We start from the raw sequence: 18746 nt of genomic DNA on the forward strand, positions 1-18746 counted from the left end.
CAGTTCCTGCGCGCGGTGCCGCGCGTGGCCACCATCCACGTCGTCGCCGAACCGCTGATCGTCAACGGCATGGCCCGCACTGAGGCGCAGGCCCGCGCCGGCGAGCTGCTGCACCGCCTCAACATCCCCGAGCGCCTCTGGCAGCTTCCGCCCGCGACCTTCTCCGGCGGCGAGCAGCAGCGCGTCAACATCGCGCGCGGCTTCATCTCGGACCTGCCGATCCTGCTGCTGGACGAGCCGACCGCCTCGCTCGATGCCGCCAACCGCGCCGTCGTGGTCGAGCTGGTCGCCGAGAAGAAACGCCAGGGCGTCGCCATGGTCGCCATTGTCCATGACGACGAAATCCGTCATCTGATTGCCGACCGCATCGTCGACGTCACCAGCTTCGCCGCCGCGGCCTGAGGGACATGGAAATGAACGCCAAGCCGAAGGACATTGTGATCGCCAACGCCAGGATCGTGCTGGCCGACCGGGTGATCGAGCAGGGCTGGCTCGCTCTTGCCGACGGGCGCATTGCCGAGATCGGCGATGGGACTGCGCCTGCGGGCGCCGAGGATGCCGGCGGCGATTTGATCATGCCGGGGCTGATCGAGCTGCACACCGACCATCTCGAAGCCCATTACGTGCCGCGGCCAAAGGTGTTCTGGAATCCGGTTGCCGCCGTCATCTCCTACGACGGCCAACTCGCGACTTCGGGCATCACCACCGTGTTCGATTCGCTTCGGGTCTGGCGCGAGGACGGCGCCGAGGAAGTGGACGGCCGGGCCGGCGTGCTCGCCGCCGCGATCACGACCGCGCGCGACGCCAGCCTGCTGCGCGCCGACCACTTCCTGCATCTGCGCTGCGAAATCCCGATGCCGAGCGTGGTCGAGGAGGCCAGGGAGCTGATCGACCGTCCCGACGTCAAGCTGATGTCGCTGATGGACCACACCCCCGGTCAGCGTCAGTTCCGCGACGAGGTCAAGCTGCGTGACTATTACCGCGGCAAGGGCGGCGGCAAGACCGATGCCGAGCTCGACGAACTGTTCGCAAAGCGCTTCGAATATCAAAAGCTCTATGCCGCCACCAATATGCGCGAGATCGTGTCGCTGGCGCATCAGTACCAGATCCCGCTCGCGAGCCACGACGACACCACCGAGGAGAACGTCGCGGATGCCGTGCGCGACCGCGTGTCGGTGGCGGAATTCCCGACCACGCTCGAGGCCGCGCGCGGCTTGCACGAGGCCGGCATCGACATCCTGATGGGCGCGCCGAACGTCGTGCGCGGCGGATCGCATTCCGGCAACATCGCCGCGGTCGATCTCGCCCGCGAGGGCCTGCTCGATATCCTGTCGTCGGACTACATTCCGTCGAGCCTCCTGATGGGCGCGCTGCAATTGCCCGAGCATGTGCCCGCCATCGGCCTTCCCGCGGCGATCCGCACCGTGACGAAGGCGCCCGCGGAAGCGGTGGGCCTCACCGACCGCGGCGAGGTCGCGATCGGCAAGCGCGCCGACCTCATTCGCGTGCATGTTGCCGGCAGTGTTCCCGTCGTCCGCAGCGTCTGGCGCGAAGGAAGCCGCGTCGCATGAGCGAGATCCCGGCCATGGCGCAGGACGACGCGGGCGCGATCGGTCCCGGCCGGCTCGTGCTCGTGGTCGGTCCCAGCGGCGCCGGCAAGGACACGCTGCTGCGGCTCGCGCAGGCGGCCTGCGTTGACGATCACGACATTGTCTTCCCGCGCCGAATCGTGACGCGTGAATCCTCCGCCGACGAAGACAATGTCGCGCTCGGCTTCGACCAATTCCGCCGCGCGTGCGAGCATGGCGATTTCGCCGTGCATTGGGACGCGCACGGGCATTCCTATGCGCTGCCGCTCGCCATCAACGAGGATATCCGCGCCGGCCGCACGGTCGTCGCCAATGTCTCGCGCACGGTGATCGGCGCGCTGCGCCAGACCTACGCCGACGTCGTGGTGGTCGCGATCACGGCGCCGCCGGATGTGCTGGCCGCGCGGCTGGCCGCGCGCGCGCGACAGAGCGACGGCAATATCGCCGAGCGCCTCACTCGCAGCGTCGACGACAGGTCGGCGCAGGCGGATGTCACCATCCTCAATGCCGGTAGCGCCGAGTATCACGCCCGCCAGCTCGTGCGCGTGATCAGGAACGAAGGCTGGCACGATCAGCCAGTACAGCAAGGAGGACGGAATGTCGGTGATTGAAACGATCGAACAGCTGGAGGCCATCTACGGCGCCACCAACGACGCCTCGACCGTGAAAGTCGCCGACCACGTCACCCCGCTCTACCGCGTCTTCATCGAGAAGGCGCCGTTCGCCGCGCTTGCCACCATCGGCCCCGAGGGCATCGACTGCTCGCCGCGTGGTGATTTGCCCGGCTTCGTCCGTATCCATGATCCCAAGACGCTGATGCTGCCGGATCGCCGCGGCAACAATCGTGTCGACTCCTTGCGCAACATCGTGCGCGATCCCAGGGTGTCGTTGATGTTCCTGATCCCCGGCTCCGGCAATGCGGTTCGTGCCAACGGTCGCGCACATCTATCCATCGATCCCGAGCTGCTGGCCTCGTTCAAGGTGGAAGGCAAGGCGCCGCGCAGCGTCATGGTGATGAAGGTGGACGAAATCTACTTCCAGTGCGCCCGCGCCATCGTCCGCTCCGACCTCTGGAATCCCGACAAGCGTATCGATCCGAAGACGCTGCCGACGCCGGGCCAGATCCTCGCCGAGATGAGCGACAACCAGGTCGGCGGCGCGGAGTACGATCGCATCTGGCCGGAGCGCGCCGCCGCGACGATGTGGTGACGTTCCGCGCTCTCTTGTCTCCCTGGCCCCGCTCTTGCGGGGAGAGGGCGGGGTGAGGGGTTCTCTCCGCAAGTTCAGTATCGTAGGGTGGGCAAAGGCGCGCTTGCGCCGTGCCCACCTCCTGTCCAACATCGCGACAGATCGTGGGCACGCTTCCGCCTTCGCTCTTCGAGCTACGGCGGACAAGTCGCTTTGCCCACCCTACAAGAGCCCGGCATATCGCCGCGGCGATCCTTGCCGCGCAAGATGAATCCGCCTGCAAGCGCTTCCTGTGGGAGAAGCACCCCCGCGCGCGGCCCGCAAATATGGATAGCCATTTCATTGACCAATCGCGGCAATCGCCGGATATTTGCGGCATCGAAACTGCTCCTCGAGTCCACGCCGCACCATGAGAACCGATCGCCCGCGCACTTCCAATGACATGCATGCGTGCATGACGCGGCGCTGTTTCTCGGCTGCGACGGGCGCCTGTTGTTGTTGCTGACCTCGTCCTAGCAACATCCACACCGCAAATTTGCAAGTCAGGAGCGCCGGAATTCCGGCGAACGAGCAGTCATGTCTCAGGCCCAGTCCAACGCCTACATCATCGAGATCCACGACCGTGCCGCCGGCATCGTCACGAGGGATGCCCGCGGCTTCCGCTTCTTCTCCTCCGAGCGCCTGTTTGACAGTCTCGAAGGCCGTCAGTTCCGCTCGGCGCGAGAGGCCGAGCGCGCGGCCCGCGCGGTGCTCTCCGAGCGGAGCCGGCGCGCGAATTCTCCGTTCTTCGCCAACTGAATCCAACGCAAAGGAACGCAACATGATTGCACGACGCCATTTTCTGACCGCAGCGCTGCTCGTCGCGACCGCATTCAATGTGTCCGCGCACGCCGAGGACAAGCCCGCGGAGATCCGGATCGGCACGCAGAAGGGTGGCTTCTTCCCGGCCGTGCGCCAGCGTCAGACACTCGAAAACGCCTTCAGGCCGCTCGGCATCGAGGTCAAATGGGTCGACTTCCAGTTCGGTCCGCCGCTGCTGGAGGCCATCAATGTCGGTAGCGTCGATTTCGGCTTCGTCGGCGATACGCCGCCGATTTTCGCGCAAGCGGGCGGCGCCAGGATCCGCTACGTCGCGGCTGTGAAGTCCGAAGGCGACAATCAGGCGATCATCGTGCCGAAGGATTCACCGATCAAGACGCTCGCCGACCTCAAGGGCAAGCGCGTCGCCTTCGGCAAGGGATCGAGCGCGCACAATCTGCTGGTCGCATCGCTCGACAAGGCCGGGCTGTCCTGGTCTGATATCACGCCGGCGCCGCTCGCGCCGGCTGATGCGACCGCGGCTTTCGTCAAGGGCTCGGTCGACGCCTGGTCGATCTGGGATCCGTATCTGGCGCTCGCCGAACTGAAGGAGGGCGCGCGGGTGATCGCGTTCGACAAGGACGTGCACAGGCCGAACGCCTACTACATCGCCAACACGGATTTCGTCGAGAAATATCCGTCGCTGGTCGCCCGGCTCAACACCACCTTCGCCTCGGAAGGCGCCTGGGCGAACTCACATCACGAGGAGGTCGCGAAGGCGCAGTCCGAGGCGACCGGTGTCGACATCGAGGCCGTCCGCCGCTTCGTCAATCGATCGACTTACAGCGTGGTGCCGCTCGACGCCGAGGTGATCAAGACCCAGCAGGCCGTCGCCGACCGCTTTGCAAAGCTCGGCCTGATCCCGAAGCCGGTCAACGTCTCCGACATCGTCTGGAAGTGGACGCCGGGGTCCTGAGATAACGCGACGGCGTCATGCCCGGGCTTGTCCCGGGCATCCACGTTCTTTGTGTTGCAAGAAAGATCGTGGATGGCCGGGACAAGCCCGGCCATGACGCCGTGGAAGTTCTTGCGGCCGAACTCTCAGCCCCTCAGCGCCGCCAGCAATTCATCCGGGCGCTCGGCCATGATCATGTGGCCGGCGCCCGGCACAACGACGGTCTTCGCATGCGGGATGGCGGCCGCAAGCGTCTTGCCCGCCTTCGCCGGCGTCATCATGTCGCGTTCGCCGAGAATCAATGTCGTCGGCACCTTCACACTCGCGGCAGCGGTCAGCGCATTCGCGTAGGCATTGCAGGCCGACAGATCCCTGAACAGCACGCCCGGCTCGCAAGACTTCAGCACCGCCTGCGCGCCGCCATGCATCCACAGGCCCGGCGCGAGACTGCCGCCGAGCTCGGCGTTGAATCCGAGGCCCCAGATCGAGACCATGTCGTTGGCGTCCTGCGAGTTGGCCTCGGCGGCCTTCAACAAATCCGGGCCGACCGTCATGGTCGCGGCGGTGCCGATCAGGCTCAGCGCGGAAACCTTGTCGGGGTGACGGGCCGCCGTCTCCAGCGAGATCAGCGATCCCATGGAATGGCCGATCAGATGCGCCTTCGCAGCTCCCGCCGCATCGAGCAGCGCCGCGGTCCAGTCGGCCATCTCGGCGATGCTGCCGAGCGAAGGCCCGCTAGAGCGGCCGTGGCCGGGAAGGTCCGACGCCAGCACGGAAAAACCGTGATGGGCGAACCAGCGCGTATGCAGCGCCCAGGTCGAATGGTCGAAGCCGGCGCCGTGGATGAAGACGACCGCGGGCAGCGACTTGTCGAATTCGCGGCCGCCGGTTGCGGCAAACACATCAAGGCCGTTGACGGAGAGCTTCATGGTGTCAGACCTTCTGCGAGATGCGCAGCGCCTGCGCGAGATCGTCGATGATGTCGCCGGCGGTCTCGATGCCGACCGAGAGCCGCACCAGTTCCTCGCCGATACCAGCGGCCTTGAGTTGCTCGGCATCCATCTGCTGATGGGTGGTCGAGGCTGGGTGGATCACCAGCGTCTTGGCGTCGCCGACATTGGCGAGATGGCTGATCATGCGCAGGCTTTCGATGAACTTGCGCCCGGCGGGCCGCCCGCCCTTGATGCCGAAGGAGATGATCGAGCCGGCACCGCGCGGCAGCAGTTGCTTGGCTAGCTGATAGTCCGTGTGCGTCTCCAGCGAGGGATGCAGCACCCAGTCGACGGCCTTGTTGGACTTCAGGGCCTCCAGCACGAGGTGCGTGTTCTGCATGTGACGGTCCATGCGCACGCCCAGCGTCTCGACGCCCTGCAGAAGCTGGAACGCGTTGGTCGGCGACAGGCAGGCTCCGAAATCGCGCAAGCCTTCGGTGCGCGCACGCATGATGAAGGCGGCGGTGCCGAACTGCTCGTCGAAGACGATGCCGTGATAGCCGCCATAGGGCTCGGTCAGCACGCCGAACTTGCCCGATGCGCGCCAGTCGAAGCGGCCGCCGTCGACGATGGCGCCGCCGATCGCGATGCCGTGGCCGCCGATCCATTTGGTCGCCGAATGCATGACGATGTCGGCCCCGAGCTCGATGGGCCGGCTGAGATAGGGCGTGGCAAAGGTGTTGTCGATCAGCAGCGGAATTTTTGCGTCATGGGCGATCTGAGCGACCTTGGGAATGTCGAGTACTTCCAGCCCGGGATTGCCGATGGTCTCGCCGATCACGAGCTTGGTGTTGGGCCTGATTGCCGCGCGGAACGCATCGAGATCGCGCGGCTTCACGAAAGTGGTGGTGATGCCGAAGCGCGGCAGCGTGTGTGCCAGCAGGTTGATGGTGCCGCCATAGAGCGAGCTCGACGCCACGATGTGATCGCTGGCGCTCAGCAGCGTCGCGATCGCCAGATGCAGCGCGGCCATGCCGCTCGCAGTGCAGATCGCGCCGACGCCGCCCTCCAGCGCCGCCAGCCGCTCCTCCAGCACGCCCGTGGTCGGATTGGAGATGCGCGTATAGATGTGGCCGGCGCGCTCCAGATTGAACAGTGCGGCGGCGTGGTCGGAATCCTGGAACACGTAGGACGTGGTCTGGTAGATCGGGACCGCGCGGGCTCCGGTCACGGGATCCGGATGCTGGCCCGCATGCAGGCTCAGGGTCTCGAAGGCAGGCGGTTTTGGCGCGGGCATGCGGGGGCCTCGTTGGTCGGTCGGCGGAGGGGGCGTTGTGCCATAAAAATGCGCGCGAAGTCAGCCCATTCGCAGAGAAGGTGCGCCCCCTCGCCCCGCTTGCGGCTGGGCTATCGTATATGGTGTGCACGATGCGGCGGCATTGGCAGTCGGCTCCCTCTCCCGCTTGCGGGGGAGGGCTGGGGTGGGGGCTGCCTCCGCATTGGGATTGTTGAGAATTGCGGAGGATGTCCCCAAGTGGTGAGAACCCTCACCCGCCGCGCTCTGCGAGCGCGTCGGCCTCTCCCGCAAGCGGGAGAGGCGGAGCAAGCCCGCGGTCCTCGTGAAATCCATATGCGATAGCCCTGCCGCGAGCGGGGCGAGGTGAAACGGCGCCGTCCGCGCTTCAACCCCCGATCGCCTGCTCGATACTCCGCGCCTCCCGTAACAAGATCTCCGCGACCTCCTGCTCGCGGCGGGGGCCGAGCCTCGTTCGAACGGCGGAAACGGTGATGGCGGCGGCCGGTCGCCCATCCGGGGTCTTGATCCAGGTCGAGATCGATTTCGTGCCCTGCACGAGGCCGATTTCCCTCAGGCCGTATCCGAGCCGTCGCGCGGCGGTGACCTCGCCGAGGACCGTCGCCACATCGGTCTTGTAAGCCTCGAACCGCTTCTCGTTCGCTGCGACGATCTTTCGCGCCTCCGGCGCCGGCATCGCGGCGAGGATGGCGACGCCGGCACTGGAGACGCCGAGCGGCCGGCGCGCGCCGACCTCGATCGACAGCACCTGGATCGGATAGATTCCGATCCTGCGATCGACGCACAGCGTGTCGTTGCCGGTGCGCACCGTCAGGAACATCGTGTCGCCGATTTCGGTGGAAGCACGTTGCAGCGATGGATTGGCGGCGATCAGCAGCCGCGACGGCCGCGGCCGTGCCAGCGCCAGCTCCGGCACCTGGTTGCCGATCGCGTAGCGGCCGGTCCGCTCGTGTCGCTCGACGATGCCTTCCTCGATCAGCACATGGATGATGCGATGCACGGTCGGACGGGTGAGACCGGTCGCCCGGATCACCTCGGCCAATGGCACACCGTCCTCGCGACCCGCGGCAAGAATGCGTAGCACGGCGAGGGCGCGCCGGATCGCCTGCGCGCCCTGCCGCGGTGATATCGCGTTGCGGGCGATTCGCGTCTTGTCCATAATATGGACAAGAACGCCACAATTCACTCGACAGGACAAGCGCGCATCTGGAGATTGCGCCCCGATCGAGCTGCCGTGCGCATCGCCGCACGCGACATGGAATTGGAAGCGCTGCCGGGAGGTTAACATGAGATTAATCTGGATTGCCATAGCTGCCGCCACCGCGATGCTGGCAGGGCCCGCGTCGGGCCAGCAATGGCCGGCCCGCAGCGTCAAGCTGATCGTGCCTTATCCGGCCGGCGGCAATGTCGACAGCGCCGCGCGCATCGTCGCCGACAAGCTTCAGGAAAAGCTCGGCCAGCCCTTCATCATCGAGAACAAGGCCGGCGCCGGCGGCATGATCGCGGGCGAGGCGTTCGCGAAATCCGCGCCCGACGGCTACACGCTGTTCGTCGGCGCCAACGGCCCGGTGCTGTTCGCAACCGAGATTAACAAGCGCGAAGCCTATAATTGGAAAAAGGACTTCATGCCGATCTCGACCATCTCGATGACACCGCTGGTGCTCGAGGTGCATCCGTCGGTGCAGGCGACGACGCTGAAGGAATTCCTCGATCTCGCCAAGCGCGAGCCCGGCAAGTTGACCATGGCCTCGCCCGGCCCCGGCACCACCAACCATCTGCTCAGCGAGCTGATGCAGTCGAACCTCGAGCTGCAATGGGTCACCGCGCATTACCGCGGCAATGCGCCGGCGATCAACGATCTGCTCGGCGGCCAGGTGCAGTTCGCCTTTGACCAGCTTACGGTCAGCCTCCAGCACATCAAGGCCGGCCTGTTTCGCGCGCTCGCCGTCACCAGCCCGCACCGGCTGAAATCGCTGCCCGACGTGCCGACCTTCGCCGAGCTCGGCTACAAGGACTTTGACGGCCAGACGTTTACGGGCCTGTTCGCTCCATCAGGCACGCCGGCGCCCGTCATCGACAAGCTGCACGAGACGCTGGTCGCGATCCTGAAGGACCCTGCCGTAGTCGACAAATTCGAAAAGCTCGGCGGCGAAGCCACGCCGATGACGCCGGACGAGTTCAAGGCCTACCTCGAGCGCGAGGACGCCAAGTGGATTCCGGTGGTGCGCAAGGCCAACATCAGGGCGGATTGATCGATGCGGATCGATCCCACCGAGCTCGGCGCCGAGCGCATCTACCGCCTGATGACCGGCATCGTGGTGCCGCGTCCGATCGCCTGGGTGACCAGTCTGTCAGCCACGGGCGTGCTCAACCTCGCGCCGTTCAGCGCCTTCACCTTCGTCTCGCAGAAGCCGCCGATGCTCGCCATCAGCGTCGGCCGCAAGGGCGCCGACTACAAGGACACCGCGCACAACATTCTCGACACCGAGGAATACGTCATCCACATCGCCGATACGCCGCTGATGTCGGCGGTGCACGACTCATCGGTCGAGCATCCGCCTGAAATCAGTGAGGTCGAGCATCTCGGCCTGGAGACGATTCCGAGCGAGCGCATCAAGGTGCCGCGGCTTGCCGCCGCGCCGGCGGCGATGGAATGCCGCTTCCGGCAGTGTCTCGAGTTCGGCGAGGCCAAGAGCCGGCTGATCGTCGGTGAGGTCGTGATGTTCCATTTGCGCGACGGCCTCGTGAACGACGGCAAGGTCGAGACCAAGGCGCTCGACCCGATCGCGCGCATCGGCGGTCCCCGTTACGCCCGCCTCGGCGAGATCGTGACGCTGAACACCGTATTTCAGACGCCCAAATCGAAAGACTGAGCGCGCCGCCAGCCGCGCTGCCCGACACAAATTGGAGAACGACCATGCGACTCCTGAGCTATCTCGTGGACGGAGAGCCGCGCTACGGCGCGGCCGTCGCTGACGGCGTGATCGATCTGACCAGGCGGATCGGCCGCGACTTCTCCGACGTGAAGGCGCTGATCGCGGCCAACGCGCTGTCCGATGCGCAGGAAGCGATCGCGGGCGCGACGCCGGACTATGCGCTCGACGATCTCGTCCTGCTGCCGCCGGTGCTGGCGCCGGAAAAGCTCTGGTGCATCGGCGTCAACTACGCCGAGCGCAATGCGGAATATAAAGACAATTCGGACCTGCCCAAATATCCGAGCCTGTTCGTGCGCAGCATGTCGTCGATATCAGGCTCCGGCCAGCCGCTCGAGAAGCCCAAGGTTTCGGATCAGCTCGACTATGAAGGCGAGCTCGTCATCGTGATCGGGCAGGGCGGTCGTCATATCCCGCGCGAGAAGGCGTGGGGGCACATCTTCGGCATGACGCTGTGCAACGAGGGCACGATTCGCGACTGGCTGCGGCACGGCAAGTTCAACGTCACGCAAGGCAAGAATTTCGACCGCTCCGGCAGCATCGGCCCGTGGATCGTCACGTCGGACGAACTCGACCCGCGCGGCCCGCATGACATCACCACGCGCGTCAATGGCGAGGTGCGGCAGCAGGACACCACCGAGCGGCTGATGTTCCCGTTCGATTATCTGATCTCCTATCTCTCGACCTTCGCGACGCTGAAGCCCGGCGACATGATCGTGACCGGCACGCCGACGGGGGCAGGCGTTCGCTTCGATCCGCCGCGCTGGCTGAAGGTTGGCGACGTCGTCGAGGTCGAGTCCAGCCGCATCGGCATGCTGCGCAACACCGTCGCGGCGGAGCAGTAAACCATGCTCGACGCCGCCACGATCGAACGGCTTGCCGCGCGCCTGGATGAAGCGGAGCGCACCAAGACGCTGATCCCGATGTTCACGAAGGACTATCCCGACTTCAGCATCGAGGATGCCTACGCCGTCCAGCGCAGCTGGACAAAACTCCAGCTCGGCCGCGGCCGGGTCATCAAGGGCCACAAGATCGGCCTGACCTCGAAGGCGATGCAGAATGCGGTCGGCATCAGCGAGCCGGATTACGGCGTGCTGTTCGCCGACATGTTCTATGCCGACGCCACGCCGATTCCGTTCGATCGCTTCCACGCGCCGCGGATCGAGGTCGAGCTCGCCTTCGTGCTGAAGGCGCCGCTGCGCGGTCCCGACTGCACCATCTTCGACGTGCTCAACGCCACCGACTACGTCACGCCGGCGCTGGAGATTCTTGAAACGCGCATGCACCGCGTCGATCCCGAGACCGGCAAGACGCGAAAGGTCATGGACACGATCTCGGACAACGCGGCGAATGCGGCGCTGGTGCTCGGCGGCCGGCCGTTCCGCCCGCTCGATGCGGATCTGCGCTGGATCGGCGCGCTTCTGTTCCGCAACGGCGAGGTCGAGGAAACCGGGCTTGCTGCCGGCGTGCTCAATCACCCCGCCAACGGCATCGCCTGGCTCGCCAACCGCCTCGCGCCGCATGACGAGCATCTCAAGGCCGGCGAAGTCGTGCTGGCGGGCTCGTTCACGCGCCCTGTCGACATCCGCCGCGGCGACACCTTCCATGCCGATTACGGTCCGTTCGGCTCGGTGTCGTGCCAGTTCGTCTGAAGCAGTAAGCAAAAGGGAGCGCAGCATGACACGGCGCAAGAGCATCCACATCGGCGGCTTCAAGCACGTCAATCCGATTCCGAACGCCTGCCGTATCGGCAATCTCGTGATGTCCGGCGTCATCCTCGGCCGCGATCCCGCGACCAACGCGATGCCCGAGAGCCTGGATGCCCAATGCGCCAACATGTTCGCGCATATGAAGGCGATCGTGGAAGCCGCCGGCGGCAGCACCGACGACATCATCAAGATGACGGTGTGGCTGAAGGACCGCACGCAGCGCGGTCCCGTCAATGTCGAATGGCTCAAGATGTTTCCGGACGAGCATTCCCGCCCGGCACGTCACGCGCTGCCGATGGACAATATGGACGGCGGCGCGCTGGTGCAGTGCGACTTCACCGCCGTGATCGACTGAAGGAGCATCGCATGCCGACCTATTTGCCGTTCGATCCCAATCCGCGCCGCCCGGTCAAGGCCCCGCCGCCAAAGACCGTCGACAGCCAGTTTCATGTGCTGGGGCCCATCGACAAATATCCGGAGCGCCCCGGTGCGGCCTATCGGATGCCGACTGCGACCTGGGAGGCTGCGCTGCGCGTGCACAAGACGCTCGGCATCGAGCGCGGCATCATCGTGCAGACCACGACCTACGGCGCCGACCACGCCGTCGTGCTCGACGGGCTCAAAGCGATGGGTCCGAACTATCGCGGCTGCGCCAACGCGCTGGTGTTCGCGGAGGCGAACGACGCCTATCTCGCCAGGCTGCATGACGCCGGCGTGCGCGGCGCGCGCTTCAGCTTCCGCCAGGAGCTCGGCGCCGTGCTCTCGGATGCTGATTTCGCCCGCGCCATTGCCCGCATTCGCGAGCTCGGCTGGTACGTCAAGATCCAGCCGGAGAAGGACGGCATCATGTCGAGCGTCGCCAAATACGAGAATCTCGACGTCCCCGTGCTGATCGATCACATGGCGCGCCCTGATCCCGAGGCCGGCAGGAACGATCCGAATTTGCGCAAGATGCTGGAGCTGCTCGAGAAGGGCAATTTCTGGGTCATGCTGTCACTCGGCGAGAAGACCTCGAAAGCCGGCGCTCCTTACGACGACGTGATCCCGATCGCGCGCGCCTATATCGAGGCCGCCGTCGACCGCTGCGTCTGGGCCAGCGACTGGCCGCACCCGGTCTCCGTGAAGCAGCCGCCCAACGACGCCGATCTGCTCGAGCTGATGTACCGCTACGCGCCCGACCAGACGGAGCTGGAGAAGATTCTCGTCCACAATCCGGCAATGCTGTTCGGCTTTCCGGATTAGAATTCGAGTTGTCGCCACAAACGCGGTGCACTCCCTCCCCCGCCGGCGGGAGAGGGCGCACTTCTGGCGGGGGCGCTCGATCGCGCTCACGCCGCCGGCTGTTGCGCCAGCCGATCGCGCACCTGCGCCGCGATCTCGAACGAGCGCAGCCGCGCGGTGTGGTCGTAGATCTGCCCGGTGGTGATCAGCTCGTCCGCGCCGGTATCAGTGATCAGCGCCTTCAGCTTCGCTTCGACCACATCAGGCGAGCCGACCGCGGAGCAGGACAGCGATTGGCCGACCATGGCCTTTTCCGCCGGCGACCACAGCGCATCCATGTCGTCCACAGGCGGCGGCAGCGGGCCGGGCGTGCCGCGGCGCAAATTGATGAACTGCTGCTGCAGCGAGGAGAACATCCGCTGCGCCTCCGCGTCGCTATCGGCCGCGAACACGTTGACGCCGACCATCGCATAGGGCTTGTCGAGCTGCGCTGACGGCTCGAAGCGCGCGCGATATTCGCGCAGCGCCGGCATCATCATCTGCGGCGCGAAATGCGAGGCGAAGGCGAACGGCAGCCCGAGCATTGCGGCAAGCTGCGCGCCAAACGTGCTCGATCCCAAAATCCACAGCGGCACCTTGGTCCCCATGCCGGGCACGGCACGGATCGCCTGGTTCGGCTGCACATCGCCAAGCAGCGCCTGCAACTCCAGCACGTCATGCGGAAAATTCTCGGACGCGGCGGCAAGGTCGCGCCGCATCGCCCGCGCGGTGAACTGGTCGGTGCCCGGCGCGCGCCCGAGCCCGAGGTCGATCCGCCCGGGATAGAGCGATTCCAGCGTGCCGAACTGCTCGGCGATGACCAGCGGCGAATGGTTCGGCAGCATGACGCCGCCGGAGCCGACGCGGATCGTCCTGGTGCCGCCCGCGATATGCCCGATCACCACCGACGTCGCCGCGCTCGCGATGCCCGTCATGTTGTGATGCTCGGCGAGCCAGAACCGCTTGAAGCCCCAGCCTTCCGCGTGCCGGGCGAGATCCAGCGAGTTGCGGAACGCCTGCGCGGCGTCGCCGCCCTGGCAAATCGGCGCGAGGTCGAGCACGGAGAAGGGGATCATGGGAAGGGTACCGGTGGGAAGAAACTGTGCCACCACATGTAGTGTCCGTGGGCAGGAAGGGTAGAGCACTTGCGAAACCCAACATCCTTCGCCGTCGAACGAGCCAGATGGGTTTCGCTCCGCTTGAACCATTCTGCGAAGCTGTTCGAGCGGCCGCGCGCTCGTTCACAACACTGTTATTGCGACCCGTTGCGCCCTTCGCCGCAACTGGGCGTTTCTGGCCTGGTGTTGTATGTTTTGCGCAGCCATTGCCCGGTAGTCGCGTGTCCCGGACGCGGTGCAGCGTGAAACGCTGCTCCGCAGAGCCGGAACCGATCTGGCTAGGCCCGGCTCTGCAGCTCATCACTGCGTGCTGCACCGCGTCCGGGGCACGAGAAATCATCGCACGGCGCGCGATCGCGCCGACCGCCCGGAGGAACTGACATGACCACGGTCGTATTCAATCGCCGCAATCTCCTCGTCGCCGGTGGCTCCGTTCTGGCGGCCGGCGCTTCCGGCCTCCTGCTGCCGGCCCGTGCGGCAGGCCTCGCGCCGACGGAAACGATGTCGGGCGGCGCCAACAACTACCGCAAGGGCGCGGCGATCGTGGATCGGATCGGCAAGGGTGGTTTCTGGATGAGCGGCACCGTGCGCCGCGCCGGCGACGGCGCTCCGCTCGCGGGGCAGCGTATCCAGATCTGGGCGCACACGACCGAAGGCCAGGAGCACGAGCCGCAGAGCCACGGCGCCACGCTCACCGACAAGGACGGCAAGTTCCGGCTCGAGATGCCGCAGATCATTCCGATCTTCGGCCAGCCGCATGGTCACCTCGCCTATGACAGCGGCGAATTCAAAACCGTCTTTCTGCGGCCGGTGATGCGCAGCGCCAAGGACACCAGCCTCGAGGCGCACTTCGTCCTGCAGCCGGCCTGATCGGGCCAGCGAATGACGGGGTGGAGATCGGCCCGGGCGATCCTGATCTGGGTTGCCCTCGCCCTGGCCATCGGCGTGCCGATCGCTGCCGCTGCGACAAGCGAGCAGCTCGCATGGCGCGGGCCGGTCTATATCCTCGCCGGCTTCGCCGGGATCATCGCACTCGGTCTCGTGCTGGTTCAGCCGCTGCTGATCGGGGGATATCTGGCGCCGCTGTCGGCCTATCGCGGACGGCGCGCGCATCACTGGATCGGCGGCGCGCTGGCCTTCGCGGTGCTGATCCACGTCGCCGGCCTCTGGATCACCAGTCCGCCCGACATGATCGACGCTCTCACCTTCTCATCGCCGACGCCATTCTCGCCCTTTGGCGTGACCGCGATGTGGGCCATCTTCATCGTTGCGCTGCTGGCGTCCCTGCGCCGGCGGTTGGAGCTGCGACCGCGCACCTGGCGCATCATTCATATTCCCCTCGCGATCGTCATCGTCGCGGGCAGCGTGGTCCATTGCCTCCTGATCGAGGGAACGATGGAGACGATCTCGAAGGCCGTGCTGTGCGCGGCCGTCCTCGCGGCGACGATCAAAGCCATGATCGACCTGCAGGTGTGGCGAAAGCGAAGGGAACTGCGCGGGGAGAGCGCTGCGCGGCAGTGAGCGGCGGATTTGCGAGGCATTGCGAGGAGCTCGCGACAAATTGCGAAGCAATTTTGCGCCGATGCGACCAAGCAATCCAGACTGTCGCTGCGGACCGATTCTGGATTGCTTCGCTAGACTCGCAATGACGGAACACGCCGCTCTGCTTGCCGCAGATAGCGGCGGGGCGTATCTTAGCGCAATGGTTGTCACGGCCCCCGATCTGGAAGCGTTCCTGCTCGCGACGCCGTTCTTCGGCGGCCTTCCGGAGCCAGGTCTCGACCTGCTGATGTCGATGCTGGTCGAGCGCCGCTTCGACGCGGGCGCAACCGTCGTGGCGGAGGGCGAGCTGGGCCGCTCGCTGTTCATCGTCAAATCCGGCCGGCTCGCGGTGAGCAAACGGACGAATGCGGGGAGCGTCATCCCGATTTCCGTGCTGGAGCGCGGCGACTTCTTCGGCGAGATGACGCTGATCGAAATGCAAAATCGCTCGGCAACGGTTGTCGCGGAGGCACCGACGGTGCTGTACGAACTGACCGCCCAAAATCTCTACGCCTGCTACAAGGCCGACATCCACGCCTATGTGATCGTGCTGCAGAACATCAACCGCGAACTGTGTCGACGGCTGCGTCGGGCAGATGATCGGTTTGCGAGGCGTGCTGCGGGTAACGACAATTGATAGTGCGTAGTGCGTAGGATGGGTAGAGCCCTTGCGAAACCCATCATGTTTCGTCACCGCCTCGAAAGGACTTGGTGGGTTTCGCTTCCGCCTTCGCTCATTGAGCCACGGAGGACAAGTCGACACCCATCCTGCGAGCCGGGCGCCCTGATCCGGTTACAGCAACGCCATCGCGTGCAGCGAGTTTCTATGAAAGCCGAAGGCAACGATGCCGGAGAGAAGCAACGCAATCCCAGTCACGATCAGGCAACACGCAAACACTATCGGAGCCCCCGGTTCATCATCCACGGCAAGACGATAATAGATAAAACTTTACCGACAATCGAAAGGAAGGATTAACCTTACCTGCGCGGCCCAATCGCGACCCGTCGGGCAAAACACCCCAGACCCCGTCAAGCCCTCCTTGCAAAAATATTTCACTTTACCGAAATTCGGATTCGCGGCATATTCCCGCCATCCCGGCCCGAAGGAGAGGGCGATCGTACGTCACAACGAACGTGGACTGGGGTGCGGTGGACGCGGCTGCGTCGGGCACGGGAAGGCGGGACCAGGGCGGGTGAACCTCGTGAGGTCCTTCTCCGTGTGACGAACGGCGCTGCTGCGTACGGCTAAACCATGTGGTCCTGGCTGTCGTTGCTACAGCCAAGCTTTCGCGAAGATGCATCGGCCAACCGGACGCGGTGCGTCGGTTTTCGCGAGGTGACGGAGGCCAGAAGGAACTCGGCTCCGGGGAGAGCAGGCATAAGCCGTCAACCCATCGCGCAGGGAAGGCCGGGTGTTTTCCGGCCCACCTGTTGTCCGCCTGCGCATTTGCGTGTGCAAATTCTTCGCGCAGCGGGTCATGGGTGCCAGCCGGCACCCGGTCTTCCCTGCGCCCTCTTCAAGGAAGAGGGTCAAGGAATACAGCAAAACTCGGACGCTTCGCGCCGCGAGAACGTTGCTTGATGTGTGAACACTGGAATGACGGAGGGATCTCGCCTCGCCCGTGTCGCTCCAGTCAGCGGCGGGCGGCGATCGCCGTCAGCTCCAGCCTGACGCGCGGGCCGAGATCCGCAACGCCAATGGCCGCACGCGCTGGCAGATTGTCGGCAATGAAATAGCGCTTCCACACCTAATTGAACGCCGCCTTGTCGGCGAGATCAGCCATAAAGATCGTCACCTGCAGAACGCAGGAGAGATCGGAGCCGGCCCCATCGAGCAGAGTCTTCAGCACATCGTCGGCCTGGCCCGCCATATCGAGCCCCGCATTTTCAGGGACGATGCCGCCGAGATAAAGCACGCCATTATGCTCGACGATTTCGTGGAGCAGTCCTTCATAGGGCAGGGAACGTGTGATCACGATCGCATCCGTGGGTGTTGCGGGCTCGCTGCCAAATGGGGCTGCCAAGTGGAGGGCTCGCTTCAATGGGGAAAAATGGTGCTGCCAGACAGGATTGAACTGTCGACCTCTCCATTACCAATGGAGTGCTCTACCACTGAGCTACGGCAGCATGTGCTGGTGAAGAATCGGGCGCCCGAGGGGCGCTACCAAGCGGGCCGATATCTGCCACAAGCCCCCCTCCTGTGCAAGCTTGCTCGGCCCGTCAAACCGAGAAAATCGGGCCGATATCAGGGGCAAAATGCCCGTTTCGGCGCGAAACCACCGACTTTCCGGCGATTCGGGCTCCGATATCCCCCGCCAACTGGCCAGTTGCCCCAGGCCTCGGATTCGATCCATTTCGCGTTTCGCACGAATGGATCGCGCCGGCCTCTTGAGCTGTCGCCATTCGGTGGCATCCTGCCGCCGACCGTTGTGATGGATCCGTGATGGCCGACGAGACCGACAAGAGCACGAACCAGGCGAGGACGTCCCGCGACGACCGCTTGAAATCGGCGCTGCGCGAAAACCTGAAGCGGCGGAAGCTGCAGGCGCGCGAACGCGCCGCAAGCACCGACCCCTCGCAGAATGACGATGGTTCCCTAAATGAGGGGACCGCCGGCAAAGCCGGCACCTAAGAATTTGGAATGAGCGAGAATGACGATGGGGCAGAACGGGCAGCAACCAACCGGTGACGAGGCGCTGATGTCGCGCTTCACCCGCCCCGAGCAGACCTTTCCGACGCTGACGCCGGCCGAGATCGAGCGTGTCAGGCATTTCGGCGAGGCCCGCAGCTACGCGGACGGCGAGTTCCTGTTCGAGACCGGCAAGCCCGGGCCCGGCATGTTCGTGGTGCTGAAGGGCCATGTCGCCATCACCCAGCGCGATGGCCTCGGTCACGTCACTCCCGTCATCGACCAGGGGCCTGGGCAATTTCTGGCCGAGCTCAGCCAGCTCTCCGGACAGCCGGCGCTGGTCGACGGCCGCGCCGAGGGCGATGTCGAGACGCTGCTGTTGCCGCCGGAGCGGCTGCGCGCGCTGCTGGTCGCCGAGGCCGAGCTTGGCGAGCGCATCATGCGCGCGCTGATCCTGCGCCGGGTCAATCTGATCCAGGGCGGCATCGGCGGTCCGGTGCTGATCGGGCCGTCGAACTCCGCCGGCGTGGTGCGGTTGCAGGGGTTTCTCACCCGCAACGGTCAGCCGCATCATCTGCTCGATCCCGATCGGGATCCCGACGCGGGCGAATTGATCGCGCGTTATTCGCCGAAACCCGAAGACTGGCCGCTGGTCGTCGCCGCGAGCGGCGCGGTGCTGCGCAACCCCAGCGAGACCGAGCTTGCTCGCGCCATCGGCATGATCGGCGGGGCCAAGGACGGCCGCATCTACGACGTTGCGGTCGTCGGCTGCGGACCG

Annotated in this window: 23 protein-coding genes and 1 tRNA gene; 17 read left to right on the top strand and 7 right to left on the bottom strand. The window is 65.4% G+C overall.

Going from position 1 to position 18746, the window contains the following annotated elements:
- The 6 genes from IC66_RS0134170 to IC66_RS0134195 form a co-directional block, all read left to right on the top strand.
- Positions 1-402 (top strand): ATP-binding cassette domain-containing protein (locus IC66_RS0134170; RefSeq protein ID WP_038950668.1); only part of this gene is annotated, 402 nt, incomplete at its 5' end.
- An 11-nt stretch (positions 403-413) separates the two neighbouring features.
- Positions 414-1571 (top strand): alpha-D-ribose 1-methylphosphonate 5-triphosphate diphosphatase, encoded by a 1158-nt coding sequence (locus IC66_RS0134175; protein WP_028140763.1) that lies wholly within the window; start codon positions 414-416, stop codon positions 1569-1571.
- Complete coding sequence (gene phnN / locus IC66_RS0134180) at positions 1568-2200, top strand: phosphonate metabolism protein/1,5-bisphosphokinase (PRPP-forming) PhnN (RefSeq protein WP_028140762.1); 633 nt, start codon at positions 1568-1570, stop codon at positions 2198-2200. Before IC66_RS0134175 ends, phnN begins: the two co-directional genes overlap by 4 nt.
- Complete coding sequence (locus tag IC66_RS0134185; protein WP_038950669.1) at positions 2187-2798, top strand: pyridoxamine 5'-phosphate oxidase family protein; 612 nt, start codon at positions 2187-2189, stop codon at positions 2796-2798. The genes phnN and IC66_RS0134185 overlap by 14 nt, the downstream gene beginning before the upstream one ends.
- Before the next feature lie 555 nt (positions 2799-3353).
- Positions 3354-3575, top strand: coding sequence for a hypothetical protein (locus tag IC66_RS0134190; RefSeq protein WP_028140760.1), 222 nt, complete (start codon positions 3354-3356; stop codon positions 3573-3575).
- Between the two features lie 22 nt (positions 3576-3597).
- On the top strand, positions 3598-4551 hold the full coding sequence (locus IC66_RS0134195) for an aliphatic sulfonate ABC transporter substrate-binding protein (RefSeq protein ID WP_028140759.1): 954 nt from the start codon (positions 3598-3600) through the stop codon (positions 4549-4551).
- Between the two features lie 125 nt (positions 4552-4676).
- Here IC66_RS0134195 and IC66_RS0134200 read toward each other — a convergent pair whose 3' ends face one another.
- The 3 genes from IC66_RS0134200 to IC66_RS0134210 form a co-directional block, all read right to left on the bottom strand.
- Positions 4677-5459 carry an alpha/beta fold hydrolase gene (locus IC66_RS0134200; RefSeq protein ID WP_028140758.1) on the bottom strand — a complete coding sequence of 261 codons (783 nt, stop codon included), beginning with the start codon at positions 5457-5459 and terminating at the stop codon, positions 4677-4679.
- Between the two features lie 4 nt (positions 5460-5463).
- The gene (locus tag IC66_RS0134205) at positions 5464-6759 is read right to left on the bottom strand and encodes an O-acetylhomoserine aminocarboxypropyltransferase (RefSeq protein ID WP_038950670.1); all 1296 of its coding nucleotides are present in this window, start codon (positions 6757-6759) and stop codon (positions 5464-5466) included.
- Between the two features lie 385 nt (positions 6760-7144).
- On the bottom strand, positions 7145-7936 hold the full coding sequence (locus IC66_RS0134210) for an IclR family transcriptional regulator (protein ID WP_028140756.1): 792 nt from the start codon (positions 7934-7936) through the stop codon (positions 7145-7147).
- A 127-nt stretch (positions 7937-8063) separates the two neighbouring features.
- Here IC66_RS0134210 and IC66_RS0134215 point away from each other — a divergent pair, with 127 nt between their 5' ends.
- Genes IC66_RS0134215 through IC66_RS0134240 form a run of 6 tightly spaced genes read left to right on the top strand, consistent with a single transcriptional unit; the run spans position 8064 to position 12661 of the window.
- Positions 8064-9029 carry a Bug family tripartite tricarboxylate transporter substrate binding protein gene (locus IC66_RS0134215; protein WP_038950671.1) on the top strand — a complete coding sequence of 322 codons (966 nt, stop codon included), beginning with the start codon at positions 8064-8066 and terminating at the stop codon, positions 9027-9029.
- Between the two features lie 3 nt (positions 9030-9032).
- Positions 9033-9650 carry a flavin reductase family protein gene (locus IC66_RS0134220; RefSeq protein WP_028140754.1) on the top strand — a complete coding sequence of 206 codons (618 nt, stop codon included), beginning with the start codon at positions 9033-9035 and terminating at the stop codon, positions 9648-9650.
- 44 nt (positions 9651-9694) lie between these two features.
- Positions 9695-10555, top strand: coding sequence for a fumarylacetoacetate hydrolase family protein (locus IC66_RS0134225; RefSeq protein ID WP_028140753.1), 861 nt, complete (start codon positions 9695-9697; stop codon positions 10553-10555).
- A 3-nt stretch (positions 10556-10558) separates the two neighbouring features.
- Positions 10559-11362, top strand: a complete 804-nt coding sequence (gene hpaH, locus IC66_RS0134230) for a 2-oxo-hept-4-ene-1,7-dioate hydratase (RefSeq protein WP_038950672.1) — start codon at positions 10559-10561, stop codon at positions 11360-11362.
- A gap of 25 nt (positions 11363-11387) precedes the next feature.
- Complete coding sequence (locus tag IC66_RS0134235) at positions 11388-11774, top strand: RidA family protein (RefSeq protein ID WP_038950673.1); 387 nt, start codon at positions 11388-11390, stop codon at positions 11772-11774.
- An 11-nt stretch (positions 11775-11785) separates the two neighbouring features.
- Entirely contained in the window at positions 11786-12661 is an 876-nt protein-coding gene (locus IC66_RS0134240) for an amidohydrolase family protein (protein ID WP_038950675.1), read from the top strand.
- An 86-nt stretch (positions 12662-12747) separates the two neighbouring features.
- Here IC66_RS0134240 and IC66_RS0134245 read toward each other — a convergent pair whose 3' ends face one another.
- Entirely contained in the window at positions 12748-13755 is a 1008-nt protein-coding gene (locus IC66_RS0134245; protein WP_038950676.1) for an LLM class flavin-dependent oxidoreductase, read from the bottom strand.
- A 423-nt stretch (positions 13756-14178) separates the two neighbouring features.
- Here IC66_RS0134245 and IC66_RS0134250 point away from each other — a divergent pair, with 423 nt between their 5' ends.
- From IC66_RS0134250 to IC66_RS0134260, 3 genes are all read left to right on the top strand, one after another.
- On the top strand, positions 14179-14667 hold the full coding sequence (locus tag IC66_RS0134250) for a twin-arginine translocation pathway signal (protein ID WP_038950677.1): 489 nt from the start codon (positions 14179-14181) through the stop codon (positions 14665-14667).
- Positions 14668-14679: 12 nt separating this feature from the next.
- Entirely contained in the window at positions 14680-15318 is a 639-nt protein-coding gene (locus tag IC66_RS0134255; protein ID WP_038950678.1) for a ferric reductase-like transmembrane domain-containing protein, read from the top strand.
- 181 nt (positions 15319-15499) lie between these two features.
- Positions 15500-15976: a cyclic nucleotide-binding domain-containing protein gene (locus tag IC66_RS0134260; RefSeq protein ID WP_038950679.1), complete on the top strand. Its 477-nt coding sequence runs from the start codon at positions 15500-15502 to the stop codon at positions 15974-15976.
- Between the two features lie 997 nt (positions 15977-16973).
- On the opposite strand, the gene IC66_RS49280 is transcribed toward IC66_RS0134260, so the two are convergent.
- From IC66_RS49280 to IC66_RS0134275, 3 genes are all read right to left on the bottom strand, one after another.
- Positions 16974-17087 (bottom strand): RidA family protein, encoded by a 114-nt coding sequence (locus IC66_RS49280; RefSeq protein WP_390887108.1) that lies wholly within the window; start codon positions 17085-17087, stop codon positions 16974-16976.
- Positions 17088-17315: a Rid family hydrolase gene (locus tag IC66_RS0134270; protein ID WP_349643742.1), complete on the bottom strand. Its 228-nt coding sequence runs from the start codon at positions 17313-17315 to the stop codon at positions 17088-17090.
- Between the two features lie 76 nt (positions 17316-17391).
- Positions 17392-17466, bottom strand: a tRNA-Thr gene (locus tag IC66_RS0134275).
- Positions 17467-17782: 316 nt separating this feature from the next.
- Here IC66_RS0134275 and IC66_RS0134285 point away from each other — a divergent pair.
- Positions 17783-17971 carry a hypothetical protein gene (locus IC66_RS0134285; RefSeq protein ID WP_038950680.1) on the top strand — a complete coding sequence of 63 codons (189 nt, stop codon included), beginning with the start codon at positions 17783-17785 and terminating at the stop codon, positions 17969-17971.
- 19 nt (positions 17972-17990) lie between these two features.
- A partial coding sequence (locus tag IC66_RS0134290; RefSeq protein WP_157158138.1) for a Crp/Fnr family transcriptional regulator occupies positions 17991-18746 on the top strand: 756 nt, incomplete at its 3' end.

This window comes from Bradyrhizobium genomosp. III (assembly GCF_000261705.1).
Classification (GTDB): domain Bacteria; phylum Pseudomonadota; class Alphaproteobacteria; order Rhizobiales; family Xanthobacteraceae; genus Bradyrhizobium; species Bradyrhizobium ottawaense.

What these genes read in the sequence shown, in the direction of transcription:
- IC66_RS0134175 (WP_028140763.1), top strand. Translation starts at nt 414, where the DNA reads ATGAACGCCAAGCCGAAGGACATTGTGATCGCCAACGCCAGGATCGTG.
- phnN (WP_028140762.1), top strand. Translation starts at nt 1,568, where the DNA reads ATGAGCGAGATCCCGGCCATGGCGCAGGACGACGCGGGCGCGATCGGT.
- IC66_RS0134185 (WP_038950669.1), top strand. Translation starts at nt 2,187, where the DNA reads ATGTCGGTGATTGAAACGATCGAACAGCTGGAGGCCATCTACGGCGCC.
- IC66_RS0134190 (WP_028140760.1), top strand. Translation starts at nt 3,354, where the DNA reads ATGTCTCAGGCCCAGTCCAACGCCTACATCATCGAGATCCACGACCGT.
- IC66_RS0134195 (WP_028140759.1), top strand. Translation starts at nt 3,598, where the DNA reads ATGATTGCACGACGCCATTTTCTGACCGCAGCGCTGCTCGTCGCGACC.
- IC66_RS0134200 (WP_028140758.1), bottom strand. Translation starts at nt 5,459, where the DNA reads ATGAAGCTCTCCGTCAACGGCCTTGATGTGTTTGCCGCAACCGGCGGC.
- IC66_RS0134205 (WP_038950670.1), bottom strand. Translation starts at nt 6,759, where the DNA reads ATGCCCGCGCCAAAACCGCCTGCCTTCGAGACCCTGAGCCTGCATGCG.
- IC66_RS0134210 (WP_028140756.1), bottom strand. Translation starts at nt 7,936, where the DNA reads ATGGACAAGACGCGAATCGCCCGCAACGCGATATCACCGCGGCAGGGC.
- IC66_RS0134215 (WP_038950671.1), top strand. Translation starts at nt 8,064, where the DNA reads ATGAGATTAATCTGGATTGCCATAGCTGCCGCCACCGCGATGCTGGCA.
- IC66_RS0134220 (WP_028140754.1), top strand. Translation starts at nt 9,033, where the DNA reads ATGCGGATCGATCCCACCGAGCTCGGCGCCGAGCGCATCTACCGCCTG.
- IC66_RS0134225 (WP_028140753.1), top strand. Translation starts at nt 9,695, where the DNA reads ATGCGACTCCTGAGCTATCTCGTGGACGGAGAGCCGCGCTACGGCGCG.
- hpaH (WP_038950672.1), top strand. Translation starts at nt 10,559, where the DNA reads ATGCTCGACGCCGCCACGATCGAACGGCTTGCCGCGCGCCTGGATGAA.
- IC66_RS0134235 (WP_038950673.1), top strand. Translation starts at nt 11,388, where the DNA reads ATGACACGGCGCAAGAGCATCCACATCGGCGGCTTCAAGCACGTCAAT.
- IC66_RS0134240 (WP_038950675.1), top strand. Translation starts at nt 11,786, where the DNA reads ATGCCGACCTATTTGCCGTTCGATCCCAATCCGCGCCGCCCGGTCAAG.
- IC66_RS0134245 (WP_038950676.1), bottom strand. Translation starts at nt 13,755, where the DNA reads ATGATCCCCTTCTCCGTGCTCGACCTCGCGCCGATTTGCCAGGGCGGC.
- IC66_RS0134250 (WP_038950677.1), top strand. Translation starts at nt 14,179, where the DNA reads ATGACCACGGTCGTATTCAATCGCCGCAATCTCCTCGTCGCCGGTGGC.
- IC66_RS0134255 (WP_038950678.1), top strand. Translation starts at nt 14,680, where the DNA reads ATGACGGGGTGGAGATCGGCCCGGGCGATCCTGATCTGGGTTGCCCTC.
- IC66_RS0134260 (WP_038950679.1), top strand. Translation starts at nt 15,500, where the DNA reads ATGGTTGTCACGGCCCCCGATCTGGAAGCGTTCCTGCTCGCGACGCCG.
- IC66_RS0134285 (WP_038950680.1), top strand. Translation starts at nt 17,783, where the DNA reads ATGGCCGACGAGACCGACAAGAGCACGAACCAGGCGAGGACGTCCCGC.